This window comes from Pseudoalteromonas sp. '520P1 No. 423' (assembly GCF_001269985.1).
GTDB lineage: Bacteria > Pseudomonadota > Gammaproteobacteria > Enterobacterales > Alteromonadaceae > Pseudoalteromonas.
Window position 1 is genome coordinate 1851579 of sequence record NZ_BBZB01000001.1, and the last position, 14595, is coordinate 1866173.

General features: G+C 37.2%; 6 protein-coding genes. 1 reads left to right on the top strand and 5 read right to left on the bottom strand.

The genetic code is table 11. The features are described 5' to 3' along the window. Window positions 1-5 precede the first annotated feature (5 nt). From PSA_RS08515 to PSA_RS08525, 3 genes are read right to left on the bottom strand one after another with little or no spacing between them, the layout of a single operon-like run. Window positions 6-9164, bottom strand: a complete 9159-nt coding sequence (locus PSA_RS08515; RefSeq protein WP_042153426.1) for a hypothetical protein — start codon at window positions 9162-9164, stop codon at window positions 6-8. A gap of 9 nt (window positions 9165-9173) precedes the next feature. Beyond that, window positions 9174-10601 (bottom strand): hypothetical protein, encoded by a 1428-nt coding sequence (locus PSA_RS08520; protein ID WP_127924259.1) that lies wholly within the window; start codon window positions 10599-10601, stop codon window positions 9174-9176. A 22-nt stretch (window positions 10602-10623) separates the two neighbouring features. Continuing rightward, entirely contained in the window at window positions 10624-11181 is a 558-nt protein-coding gene (locus tag PSA_RS08525; RefSeq protein WP_042153421.1) for a DUF2778 domain-containing protein, read from the bottom strand. Between the two features lie 1263 nt (window positions 11182-12444). Between PSA_RS08525 and PSA_RS08535 the strand changes: the two genes are divergently transcribed. Next, complete coding sequence (locus PSA_RS08535) at window positions 12445-12714, top strand: hypothetical protein (protein WP_042153414.1); 270 nt, start codon at window positions 12445-12447, stop codon at window positions 12712-12714. Here PSA_RS08535 and PSA_RS08540 read toward each other — a convergent pair. Further along, a protein-coding gene (locus PSA_RS08540; protein ID WP_157575757.1) for an IS3 family transposase occupies window positions 12707-13869 on the bottom strand; the annotation gives its coding sequence in 2 pieces (ribosomal slippage) (window positions 12707-13614 and window positions 13614-13869; 1164 coding nt in all). The genes PSA_RS08535 and PSA_RS08540 overlap by 8 nt on opposite strands. Window positions 13870-14073: 204 nt before the next feature. Further along, window positions 14074-14517: a DUF1566 domain-containing protein gene (locus PSA_RS08550; RefSeq protein ID WP_059364850.1), complete on the bottom strand. Its 444-nt coding sequence runs from the start codon at window positions 14515-14517 to the stop codon at window positions 14074-14076. Window positions 14518-14595: the final 78 nt, after the last annotated feature.

Sequence of the window (14595 nt, forward strand, 5' to 3'; positions counted from 1 at the left end):
TTATTTTAATTTCCTTTTCGATAAATAGTATCAACATGAATAATTGGCTGGTTACTTTCTGCATCGTCATTCTCTATTGAAACGGTAAGTGTCAAAGCTTCATTTCCATTTTGATAACCTTCATATATAGCATCCACACCTTTAAATTCATTGATGTTTTTCTCAATCTCTATCTGTGTTATTGGGATAAGAGGCCGAGGCGGTTTATGGTTTAGATTGCCCGAACCAGGATTTAAATGATATTTCACTGTGACTTTACGCCGATACTTACCTGGTACTTTGTTAATAACGTTGTCATCAAAGGTTTGATCTCGATCTATTGCTAAGGGGTAACGAGAATATTCCAGCAAAGGTATCACTCTGGTTGCTGTTGATATTTTTTGGGTTGTGTAATGGAAGTTTTCGTTTTCTACCCCTGTTTCGTTTCTAATAACATAAACAGAGGGAAGAACAGACTGGATGCACCGGCTGTCGGACGCCAGTATATTTGGTCCGTTAAAAGTCATGTTTTCTATATTCACGTGACCGTCAGGGGTTGTGAACAGTTTAAGTGCATTATCAGGATTTGGGGGTGAAACCTCCACACTCTTCCACTTATTATCTTGTTTGACTAACCAGAACGTATAGGTGTGATTTTTAGAAGAGTTTCCAAATACAAGGGGAGCCTTTTCTGAAGGAATGGCCGAGGTTAGATCTTGAATAAACTCAGGTATTCTAATTTTTTCTCTTGAAGCTATCAGGCTAGCATAGTGTGCAACAAATGCTGAAAATGTTGATTGTTCCTGATCTTCAAAAAAATATTGATTAACTGTTTCTGTTGTTAATTTGATAATAACTTTGTCGCCTTCGACGTAGTAGTCATTCGAAGAGCCCTCTAAAGCTTTGCTAATTGCATTCGAGTTGTTTATTTTAAGTTTGTATTTCCACTCTCCGACATTGTCCCCCCATGTTTTAAGCTTTTTATTGTAATCAAAGTCATGTGAAATTAAGGGCTTAGGTGGAAACTTCTTTGTAATGGAAGGGAAAAGATCTACTTGAAGTTTGTCGTCGTCACCTAGTAAAGAATAAGGCTTAATGAGCTGAATCCACTTTGAACTTTCAAGTTCAGAAGATGAGTCAATATCCGACTCAATATGAGTAACCTGAGGTGTAAATGAGAAACTATGGTGACTACCGTCATCAGTTTCGTCATTGTTAGATGTTTTATCAAATAATATATCGAGATCGCCATTATTACGACTATCTATTTTTGAACAGGTTACATCATAGCTTTTTACGGGGTCCTTTACGGATACTGTAAGCCTATACTTTTGTAGATCAACGGGTGTGTTGATTTTATAAGAAACTATGCCGTCAACATAGTAGTAACTGAGTAATGATTTTGCCAAGGTTTCATCAAATAACTTGCTCGCTTTTAATGTTTTTGAACTTAGCAGTTCAACCTTACGACTTAAAAACCCTTGATGTTTTGAAAGCTCTTTCTTAGCTTGAATTAATTCGTTTAACGTGGATGTATTATCTGAATCTTCTGAATAGTCAAAAAAACTTGCTATGTTATTATCAGATAGCAAGTCTTCAATATAGTTAAACACACTTCTAAGTGAAGTATCCAGATCAATGTCTGTATATTTGGTATTGTTATACTCTCCGGACCAAAGCGTATTGCTTATAGGAGTCGCCGCCGATCGAGAATAGGGTTCTTTACTTTCAAATAAGTTATCCATTGGTGCAGTTTTAATCGCATATATCAACTTGCGTTCTTTACCATCACTACCAATGCCTACTGTTAATTCATCTGATTTGGTTATGGTGTCAACCAATTTAGCAAAGCCTGTAAGGCTGTCCTCTTTGTTAGATGCCGAGTCGAATACTAACGGTGTTTTAACTGACCGTATTGTTCGGGAATCGATAATTGAATTTGAAGTGGCGATAACAAACAGCTCTTCCTCGACTTTTCTAATAATCTCGATGTCGGCGTTAATGGTTGATGCGAACCGGTCTAGTGTAATAATGTAAGGTATCGAAATAGATGCTTCTACGGCAATGTTATTTTCCTCGTAAAGGTTCATCAAAAGGTCTTTTATCGAGTTTTTGATTGCATCTGATATGTGAGTACGTTCACTCGCGTCTGTATTTATCAGCATATGACAATTTTCATCATGAAGCTGAGAGATAATTGTTAATAATTGGGACTGTATTTGTTCCTTACCATTGCTGTTTTGGTACTTTCTATAAGCTTCTCTATCAACTTCGATAATTGCATTGAATTTAATTGAGGAAGATGTAACTGAATTTAATTCGTTTGATATTGAAGGGGTAATTTTAATCATAGGCCATGCACTCATGGGGATTAATTTATCAAAATATTTATGAGTGTGCTCTACAGTGGTTCCAATGTTATCAATAGTCCTATGGCCATATATATCCCTTAAACCAAATTTGAAAACGTAGGTTTTACCCACGCAGGCATATCGTTCAACGGCTGTAAGCTGGTCGCTAAGAGGTGTTACGTGCTTATAATAAAGCAGTCTTTTGCTTAAACTATTTACGTCCAGCTTTTCTTGCTTTTTAGACGGATCTAGTGCTCGGTCAGATTCTGAATTAATGCTTTGGGGCATTATAGGTAGTACTTTCTCCTTACTAATCATGGTTTCATCTTCAGATGAAATGCCGTATTCAAGTGGTAAAAATAACTTATGATGTTCCGCATCATCTGTATCAGGCAGTGTTCTGCCTATCTCGAACCCAACACAATGCGAAGGTATGATGGAGTGGTAATCAAGTAATTCTCGATATTCTTCATTGGAAGCATGTTTGATAAAAATATCAATGAGCTTGAGTTGTTGATTGTTGTTTTTTACTTTTAAGTAGTTAATGTAAGAAGGTATATTGTCTGGTGTAAAACTGACGGAGCAGGTGATATGTATATCTGACCATTTTTCAGAAGTCGCAAGCGCTTCACCGGAGTGCTGCGGTAGCAAGTAGAAGCCGCCATTGTTCGTCGTTAAAGCCTGCCTAAGGAGCTCTATAAATCGCTGTTTGTCACCATATGTTGAAGCGATATATTTCTTGCTTTCATGGTTTTCTGAAAGCATGGCATTTTGACTGATAATGATTGGTGGGGATGTAACTTTGCTAAGATTGGTTTTTACAATTGTTAGTTCACCCAAATCATGAAGAGTAATTCCGCCTTGTTCATCTTTTTCAGCGCGAAACATGCTCAGATCACAACCTTGAACAAGCATGGACTGCTGTATAAGGTTAATTAATGTGAGCTCATCAATCTTAACGTTTTGTATTTCAATGATATCTCTACCATCAACCTGTCGAACTCTTGCAATCACGTCAATATTTGCAACTGGTGTAAAATCTACCTCATCGCTACTTTTTCCAGAAAGTTTGAATGTATAACTTTTGGTTTCCTGTGTAGATCTTAATTGTTCAGGGAATTTGAGAAATACCACACTGTCTTCAACAATGGACTCTTTTATTGTGGAATTAATAAGGCCATAGGATGCGGGAATGAGCTTGTAAGGATTTGAAATGATTTTGTCTAGGTTGAAGGTCTTTTTAATATCAGAAAGGTTCACGGATACGTTTTTTCTTGCATTGTCCATAAATTCAAGCAGATCGTTATTGTCTTCAAATAGGTCTGCTCTCAAGTTTATGCAGTCACGATCGTCGCCAAACTTATTATTGCCAAATTCCACCTTAACGTCTTCTATTTGGCTTAAAGGTGACTTTGGTATAATTATATCTGACGTTTGTTTCAGGTACTCCCAGTAGGGTGTAGTTATATCTTGGCTGTCTTCCTCTCGTTTAGGTAAGCGTAGACCGTTGCTATAGAAGTAGTTGATCTGGCCTACAACGTCTTCAAGAACATCATTAGGATTGACTAACCCGTCGTTTGGGGCTGCTATATCGCCAGCTTTGAATTTAAAGTGATATTGACCGTCATTCGAAATATACTTCACTGAAACAGAAGAGGCGTCTGGTTTACTATCATGATCGTAGCTATCAATAAAACGATTGAAGCAGGCCTCTAACACCAATAAGCCGAATAGCTCAAAATATTCATTGATGATGTACTCATATCGCAATTCTATGTCGGACTCATCGAGTAATGCACTTTCTTCATTTTGACGAGCAATAAACTGCGTTTTGTAGCCGTTGAAGAACTTGTCTATTTTATTAATATCGCCTTCCGTATAACCACCCAGTTTATCTATTGATTTAACAATAGAGGTATTACCTTGGTTATCTTTGAAAAGGTTTTCCAAACTTATGTCAAACCCACTATCAAAGTGCTTTTCGACACCATCTTTGGTTTTTACTTTGAGCTTATGACCAATTGGGGCGACAAGTGGCCTGAAAGGGCATTGTTCTGGTGTGGTTTCACAGCTATTTTGGATGGAAACAAATTTCTCAAATTCGTTTTCATCAAACCCAAATATATCTCTAAAATGCTTAAAATCATCTTCATCAAATGTGATTTTATCAAGGTCGTACCCAGAATAAATGGTAGGAACATAACTTGAAAAATCGAGCTTGTGACTGGGGTTATCTTCTCTGTCTTCCGACAATATTGAGCGTAACTGCTCAATGCTACTTACCGGGTTTTCCCCATTTATCAGTGCTTTAAATATAGGGTCAATAATTGATTTTTTAAGAATGTTGTTTTTGTTGATGCTAGTTTTATTGTCTTCTGCATCAAAACCAAAAAAGTTTATTGCAAAGTTATGAACTAAGACAGCGTTCCCGTTACTTTCTTTTGTCACAGAAGGTATATAGATAACAGGTATTTCTTCTAGATTTACAGGGACGGATACAGGGGAAGACTCTAACAACGGAAATAACTTGTTTGAACCACTTCCGCCCAGAGTCCACTGAAATCTCACCGTAGTACTGAAAGAGAAAGTGATCCTAATGCATATTTTTTTTCTAAATATTTTGAAGCAAGAAATGGTAACGCGAATTCTTACCCCAACATTCCCTTCAATGTATAGGGGAGCTGGCATGAGTCTAGAGTTTATGTAAGCGAGTAGTAGACCTATCTCTACTTGTAAAAACGCATGCAGTGAGGCTTTAACTATTTTAAAATCGACGTAACCAATAATTTCAGCAATTGCGCCAATTCGTCCACGCAGGGCGAAATGATCAGGGAAGAATTTATCTAGACCACTTTCATCGTTTTCAAATGCGAAAGCACCTTCAAGTACGCCATAAACACTAATTGATGCACCCGCATAGAGTGGGCCCTTTCGAAAATACTTGCCTAAACCTATTCGAATTGCACAGCCCACTTGAACAATGGATGTTCCTTCAACCTCATCCTCATACGACGAAAATATTGAGTGGTCAACAGACTTTAAACTGGCAATGTAAAAGCCTGCCCACCCGACGAAAGGTATCAGTTGTAGCTGGCAAGAGCGTTGCCAATCCAGGTTGTTTTTTGGAAACCCAACATCCAACTTCCAATCACCATTGGTGTATATATCCAGCCCAAGATTTGGGAAAGTTACAGATAAAGCCCCGAACTCTTGATAGCGTACGGCATCTGGTAATTGAATCTCCGTTGACCATAACCCCAGATTTTCGGAGAGTTTTTTGTATAATATGTCAACGCCTAACCCTTTGGTTGCAGGATTCTCACCGTTGATACCGATATATATACCGTAGAGTACAGGGTCATTGAAAATAAATCGAAGGTCGACAGTTTTTTCCCACGCACTACCGAACAAACCAAAGAGTGATTCCGTAGCAACAAGCCAGTTCCTTTCCGGTCGATAATGGAAATCATTCGGTGTTAGTGAGCAAGCAGGCCTATTTTGTAAATCAATCTTGAATGGCTTTCTAGCTGCTTCGAGCATTGTTCTAGTAGTGGAACCTTCATCACCAGAAGGAGGCCCCATTCTCTGGCCTAGCCCCAGCAGAAGTCGCTCATCTTCATTTCGTGAATAGGTAGCTAGCCAGGCAATCTTACTCGGTGTGCTGTTACTAAAGTCAGCGATGATAATGCCGTTAAAATTGTTCTCTTCGCTTGGTAGGCGTGTATCGAAGAGTTGAAGGCTGGCATTTTTTAGCCTGATAAAATACGTATTGCATTCTCCGTAGACATTCAAAGTGCCAACATCCAATTCTTCAACTTTTACTTTTAGGGCTCCAAATAAATCAAAGTCCAAGCCGGAACTAGAGGGACCGAGCTTCATACCCAGATAAAGCCCATTACCCCCAGTCCAACCAATATAAAGCTGCCCTTTGAGTTTCTTAAGAAAATCCAGGTCCCCTAGAGTTCCCATGTCAAAATCAAAAACTAAGCTATACATTTGCATAGAGTTAGATATATCAGCGTCATGCAAACGACCAACGGGTAGTGTCATATAGTCGTTGATAGGTTTGAAATTGAGATCTAATTCAAACATATTGAAGTGGCTAAAACGTAAAGGGAAGCTGCTTAGGAATCCCTCCCCGTTGAAACTTATTTTTGGAAAGGCAATGAGCTTGGAAACATCAAAAGAGATGGATGGGATACTTGAAGAATCAGTGTTAAATGCAAGACCTAGATTTCTTAACTCGAGCCCTTCAAAAGATAGATACTCTTTAAAGTCAATTGCGTCAAGGTCAACGTCCGCATTAATATCGAAGCGATAAGCTTCTCCATTGCCGCTAAAACCAATTTGGCTAACGTTAATTGCTTTTAAAATACTATTGTTGATGTGAATGCTGCCATCTAAGTGGGCATCAAAAGCAAATTCTTCTTTGCCTTCGTTTTTTTGGTAACTCCCTTTAAGCATGATCATACGATCAAGCTGCTCTACTTCTATGCCTGGGTAGTTTTCTTTTGGGTGTGTCAGTGCAATTTGACCAAATGAAACGGTGCTTTCAAATAGTGAACCAACCCTAAGAAATGCATAAGAGTCGAATTCAACGATATTTGAGTTTCGAAACACAACACGCAACTTGGAAAGTACGAAACGCCAACTATTTTGAGTGCCTAACTCGTCTAGGTGAGCGTGTATTTCTTCGTAATCCTGTTCATCTGTAAATGGATCGTAATCAATGAGTCCGAAGAATGCGGTGGAATCTATTTCCAAGGTTAAATCTGTGATTTTGGTTTTGTTCACCGGAATGGCAACATATTGAAACTTGAGCATGGTTTTAAGTGGGATGAGCGACGAAGATGGACTGCTACCGCTCTCGGTTTGAGGTAGCTGTTGAGATGAGGCAAGTCCCTTAAATGTTGCTGGCAGTGACTGGCCGGTAATTGGTATATCCAGTATTACGATACCGTTCCAGCTGCTATCCTTGTATACGCGCTCAAAATATGTTTCGTTGATTTTTTCGCATCGAGTGCTAGTTTCACCAATTATAGTCACTAGATCTTTTTTTAAGTTACCCTGGTTGGTGCAATTGGTTTTATCATTGAGCAGAGTTTGAAGACTTTTTGTGTGGAATTTGAATATTACGATGGAGTTTTTATGAGTTGTTGGAGATTCAAGAAATTCTTGTGTGTCTGGGTAGGCATCAAGAAGATCAACCAAAAAGCGTAGATTGTTGTCATGTGTATTGTTCACTGAGAACTTGGCCGATAGCGTCATCTGTGACTGAGACAGCAACTTGTATTGCCTGAATAATTCAGGTGTAAGTACAAAGAAAACTTCATTTTTTTGGATTGATAGTTCTAGATCATTGTCAAAACCTTCAATTGAAAACTCGAAACCTTGATTTTCAATATCATCTTTATTTACAAAATCGTATCTAGGACCTGACTTAATGAAACCTTGAGGAGTAATGTGGTTTTGTTCTATAAGGGTGCTAGCTGAAAATGTATCTGTCTGGGCATTATTAATACGTTGTTGAGAATATATCTTCTCCAAATTTAGCAGGTCTTCCTGATGTTCCTTAAAAAAAGCGAGTGACGGTATAAGTGGGACTTGTTCGGTAGTAAATGTTCCTTTTTTGATCTTCTTGTAATTAGATATCCAAGCTTTATTTGTTGCTTGACTTGATTGATTAGGAAATAGTGGCGCACGCTGGCTATCAAAGTTAAAGTCAAGACCAGTATTAAGCGACATACCTACCGAGGTAGAGTCATAACAAGTGGCGATTTCTGTTGAAAAGTCTTTATCATCGTATTGGACTTGATTGGTTTCACTAAATGTCAGTGCCAATGCTGAAGTTGCTGTATTATTGCAGCTAATACTCTCTGTTCCCGAGTAACCCAATAGCATTTCCTGACTATCTAGCATTACAGTACCTGAAATTGGCACCATGAAATAGCGTCGGTGGTTTTCTTCGTTCTCTGTAACCTGAAGGTTCCTAATTCCAAATGTCAGGTTGTTGGGGTGGTTTATCTTAAGTTGCCTCCCATGGGAATCGGTAAGTTGTGTTGTTATGGGTATATCGGAATTTGGTGAGAGTTGGAATTCGCAAGAGCTTAAGTTGTAGAATGGTAAATAGCTGGCTAGTAGTTTCTGACCAACAAGCCCTGATGCGTCTGCAACCTGATACGATACAACAGGATCTTCATCAGATGCATATGATTCAAAGGCCTCTCTTTTTGTTTGAGAAACCAAAGGTACAACAATTGGCATCGATTTTTCTGATATATCAAATAGTGACTGAAAGCTAAGCTTTCCAGTTTTGTTGGTTATACCTATTTGCAACTCATTAAAACAGCATCGGCCACCGTTTATTTTGAAATTGATTGGGTCTTGAAGGGATTGGGTGATAATTAGATTTCCCAATTCATTTAAAGCGATAGTCGAATTTTTTAATCGTCTGAATTGTACTTTTTTATTGATAGTATAGTGTTGAGCGGGATCCAACCTAGAAGCTTCGATTCTTTTTCCATCAAGCGTCAGACGCAGAGCTTTCTTTAAATATGCAGGGGATTCTGTGGACTCCAGCCATATTATGGCGGCATTAACTTCGCTAAAGCTATCTATAAAAACGTCAAAATCACTCTGACTTAAACTATTTACATCTAGACCCTGAGGGTAAAATATTAATACCCATTTATGGGTGGAATCGGATATAAAGCTATTGCTAAACTCAAGCTCCAAAGCGCTTTCATAGCCTTTCCAATATACGCCAAATTGTACATCTGAGCTTGTGCTATGGTCTCTGAATAGCAAATCCGTATTGCTTTTATGTAGTTTCATATATATTCCTTATATTTTGAACCTGTCGCCTGGTAGCAATTGAATGTCTATGTTTTTATCTGTTTTGAAAGGGTGGTATATCCCTTTATATTTACGGAATAAATTAAAGTTTCGTGGTATGTCACCTAATTGCAAAAGAGTTGCTATTGTACTGCCTGCCTGCACGTATATTTTTGTATCATTGATGTAGATTGGGAATTCGACGGAAATATAACTTCTATCACCAAAAACGGCTTTGTTTTTGTATTCAGGAATCACACCTACATGAAGATCATTTGGTGAGATGACTTTGTCAGGTAGTCCGTATAGAATTGCCGATTGGCATTCGTATGTCTTGCAGTAGTCTTTAGCGTCATCATCATCAAGATGTTCACCATTGCTATGAATTGAATTTTTCATCGGCATTTGCAGCAATGCAATGTAGTTGCTAGATCTAGTTGCGCTTGAATAATGCATATCGGCAGTGGTGGCTAGGATTACAATCTCATTCCCGCTTCCCTGTTGTGTCTTGCTGAAAGTTGTTTGTTTATCTAATGAAGTATTTTCGAAATAGGGAAGTTGTGATATTTCCCCCCGTTTATTGCGCGAAAAAGAATGAAAAGATGTGTTTTCAAGTATATAGATTTCATTGGGTCTTTTTAGTTTGTTAGTTGTATCTACAATCAATCGCATTGAAGGATGAAGAAACAATACCATGTGGTACTTCCCCTGAACCTTTCCATACCTTGATAAGCTTGCGGACTCTGGGTGTGGTATTGTTTCAAAAAGCTTAACGAGTATTTCTAATGCTGCGCCATGTGGCAAAGTTAACTTTTCGTCACCCGAGCTAGACAATTTTTCATATTTTGCCAGTGTTTTTAAAACTTCGTGGGATAACGTTTCAAAATTTGATGTGATGCATTTTACATCAGTGCACTTAAGTAGATTATCGTAGTCAGTTTCAATTAGAATTTTTTTTGTTTGATTGTGCTCAAATAAAACTATTCGCCCTGAAGTGATATTTTTTGTTTCAAGTATTTTCGACTGTTTTAGATGGGGCGGTGAGTTTTTTTGCGATTTGTAGGAGAGGAGTTTTCCTTCACTTGCATAGGTTAGCATTTCATAATAGTTCATGCTCACATTTTCGATTAACAGGGCTTGAAACCGGTGCTTTGAATTAGTTTTGTAGGCACCTTTAGAGATGGGGAACGTGCTATATGGGGGCGTGATAATTACTATGGATTTCTGTTCAGTCCCCTCTATTTCAAGGTTTATAACTTGCTGGCTGTACTTATAACTACAGCCGCTGAGGGCCACTATAAGAAGAATATATAAAATTGGAAAAAGTAGCTTTTCTATTGCTCTTGAAGGGAGTTTCCAGCAAATTTTATTGAGTATCTTTATTGTGGTGTTGCATACTTGCATCTCTATCTCCAAAAGTTTCTTTTTTACCGACAATTTTTTACTTCTAGCTTTTTATTTAATAAGGACATTTTGATTCTTCGAGTTTGTTTTCCATCTCGCCAACAAACCTAACCTCAAGTTCAATCTTTCTTCCGTAGCTTTTTAATTTTTCGAAGAAAGCTTTTTCTTGTTGGTCGTCATTAATTTCAATACATCCGCTAGTTCCATTCACTTTACCACCGTGTATGTACATGCTGGTTCTAATAGCATCAAAGCAATTACTCATTCTTTGTACAGTGGAGCGGTAAGGTTCTATCTTAACCCTATAGCTCCCCCAATCGTTACTTGGTTCCAATTCCTCAATATTTGCCGGATCAATTGCAAACAACCCCTGAGGAGTTGGGCCTAAGTCTTTCTTCGACTCTCTAGCTGACAAATCTGATTGACCAGAGAAAGCGTTGTATTCTGCTGGGGAAGCACCATGCCACCTCAACCGATAACCATCGAAAGTTAATCTATCGAATGAGTTCAAGCTTTCACTACTAGGTGAGAGTTCTTTCACATTTTTTGAAATTAGTAAATCAGCGTCTGTGGTTTTTACATTTACTTTTATTCTATTTTCACGCTTAGTCATAGTTACTTTCCTATAAGAATAATTAAAATTATTTGTCAAAAATAAAGTTGTGATGTATTTAAAATTAAAGAATCTTATATAGCTTTGAAAGAACGAAGTTGTTTCGATAGATTTACAGATGCTTCTTGGGTGTTTATTATGCCTTTCACTGTAACTATAATTGCTGAAGAGCTGAGATATATTCCGATAAGTGCCCAGAGATTTGCTGGTATAATTAAATTCATCGCTTTATAGATGATGCTGACGCAAAACAAAGTTGACATGTTTAATATCATCCAGAGAGAAAACTGTAGACTGGACAAGTTCATCTTTTTGTGAGAACCAATTAGAACTCTAGCTAAACGTTTACTGAATAATAGCCCAATCCCGCCAAGGAAAATTAAACTACTTAGAAAGCTGAACAACCAGCAGAACAAGTAATAACCCATATCATATCCCTATAATTAGAAGGTACTAAGAGTTGGACACAGAAGGAAAACGTTTTAATGGTAAGAAGTGCAATTACTAGATTTAGAAAATTAATAAACTAAAACGACACCTTCGTAACTTGCAAAACATTTTGGTTCTACATCCAAATACGAAGAGCGAATAAGTCTAGCTCTTTGGATGTTTTTTATACTATGAAACTATTTGCTTTAAATCAATAGTACTTGTTTATCATTTGAACTCTAATTTTCTGAAATATTTATGATGTATCGTTCAGGGTACATTGTTTATCATGTTCTAGGGCGCACTAAAGTGGTATAGCTTTACACTTTCGATTCCGGACTTCTCAGAAAGTAGCATTTACAATCGGCTTGTATTTAAATTCAGACAAACTACTTTGTAACAGGAAGAAATTAAGTTTGTCTGAGTTTTTAATAGATTTTTTGATTGAGAGAAGGTTTTTTGATTATCCTACATTGTCATTTTGTCTGAATTATAAATACTCAGGCACATTGTTTTTTGAGGATCATTAATTAAGTTGGTTAACGATTTAATGAAGATGATTATTTTAATTAAGTTGGTTAATTAACTAGATCCGACATTAATTATTAAAAGGCGAACCAGAAATGGTTCGCCTTTTTTATTATCAATATCATTAACTCATTATTAGTCATAGTGAATAGTGCTCTAGTACATAATTCAAACTGAGTTAACTTTCGTCATATTTATAGTGAATTATCGTATGATATTTAGTATTTAAAAGGTAAGCTTGATAAGCATAAATTTATAGCGAACCTTTCCTTTTTATATACTTTTGTTTTCGATACGGACTTCAAAATGACTAATGAACTAAACTTGTTCAATATATATGAACAAAACCTTAACTTTCTTATTGGCGCAGGCGCATCGAACGGCTTTTTACCAACATTAGCTTTAAAAATAAAAGATGCTGAAGGGAAAAAGCTGACATTTGAGACGCTTGCAAAGACATATGAGGATGATAATGAGATTAAAACCCTGTTGTTTATGCTTTATTACCAACAGTGTATTAAGCCTGGTCTGCCTAAAAAGTTTCCTTCAGGAATACCCGTTGTAGTGGTCAACTAATTCCGGACATTAAATTAAGGTTTTCTTCTGGTTTAGCAGGAGAAAACCCGTTGTTATAACTATGTGGCCTGCGCCAGTTATAGTATTTCATTAAATAAGAACTGATATCCTGCTCTGCTTCTTTAATTGAATGATAGCCATTGGTTGGTACCCATTCTGATTTTAAACTTCTAAACACACGTTCCATCGGTGCATTGTCCCAACAGTTGCCGCGGCGACTCATACTCTGAGTTATTCTATAACGCCATAATCGTTGACGGAATTTTATGCTTCCATATTGGCTACCTTGATCAGAATGGAACATCAGCCCTGTAGGTTTTCCACGCTGTTGATAGGCTCTGTCTAATGCTGATACTACAAGGTCAGCATCAGGCTTGTTCGATAATGACCAACCAACAACTCGTCTTGAATATAAGTCGAGTACTACCGCAAGATATACCCAACAATTACCGGCCCAAATATAAGTGATATCACCGCACCAAACATGATTTGGCTGCGAAACATTAAATTCTCGATCCAATAGATTTGGAATGTCAGGTCGTTCAACGGTTGTCTTTTTATAAGCATGCGAACCCGGCTGTTTACTGATTAAGTGCATATCCTTCATGATACGCCTTACTTTGAAGCGACCTATGTTGAAGCCATCTTCACCAAGCATCATAACCAGGCTTCGGCTTCCAGCAGAGCTTCTACTAAGTTTGAATAGCTCATTTACCTTTGCTCGTAACTCTATCTCTTGCTTGTTAATAACTTTTTTAGATTGCTTAAAGTCATAAAAACTAGAACGTGGTACTTCAAATACGTCACAAATCAACTCTGTAGACTCATGCCCACTTAACTTGTTGATTAACGTATATTGTTCATTTCGTCTGACATTAAGAGAGCTGTAGCCTTTTTTAAAATAGATTTTTCCCGCTCTAGGCGATTAACTCTAGCTTCTAATTCTTGAATCTTTTGCTGCTCAGGTGTTAGCGCTTTGGACTTTGGCGTAGTACCACTACGTTCATCACTCAATTGCCGTACCCAGCGCCTTAATGCTGTTTCACCGACACCAAGTGAACGAGCAGCTTCAGGAATACTATAACTTTGTTCAAGCACCAAACTTGCAGCTTCTAATTTAAATTCTTTTGTAAAAGTTCGACGTTTACTAGTCATATGACACCTCATGTAAGTGGTAATAATACCACCTTAAATGGTGTCCGAGTTCATTAAACCACTACAGACATCAAAAATAGAATAAAAAAAGTACAATATATTTCAATTATACAGAGTTTAGTTTTGAGTCAACTAGTTGAGATAATCTGAATTATCACAACTAAATAAAAACCGTCGATAATATATTTTATCGACGGTTTATTTTTAGCTATCTAAAATACATATAACTTGTGTTTTATGATAATCATCTCTAGTTTTTGATGAGTAGGGGTTTTTACTATCGATTATAAAAGAACTAGAGTTTTGCCCATCATATGCGTTACTGCCATAGGTAACTGTATAACCACCACGTACATTTTGTACTTCTGTGTGATCACTCCAAATACCAAAGTTACTATTAGAATTGTATTTCTTTTGTATTTGAGAGGCTTCTTGAATGCTATTTCCATTTACCGATTGATACAGCTGATGAAGCTCTTTCCTACTTGATAATCGCCAATTAGTGTAATCAGAAATAGATAAGCTATTACAGTATTCTTCAGCTTGATACCAAGTATACTTTGCACTCTGGAGTGTTGAAGAGGTATTTTCCCAAATAGTTTTATTAACTAAATCAACAAAAACACCATTAATCGGATATTCTTTCAACCCCATGCTTTTTGTTATTTCAATTGTTTTTTTATTTGGCCTTTTAGTTTCTTTTGCATGAAATACTGTTGCTTCATT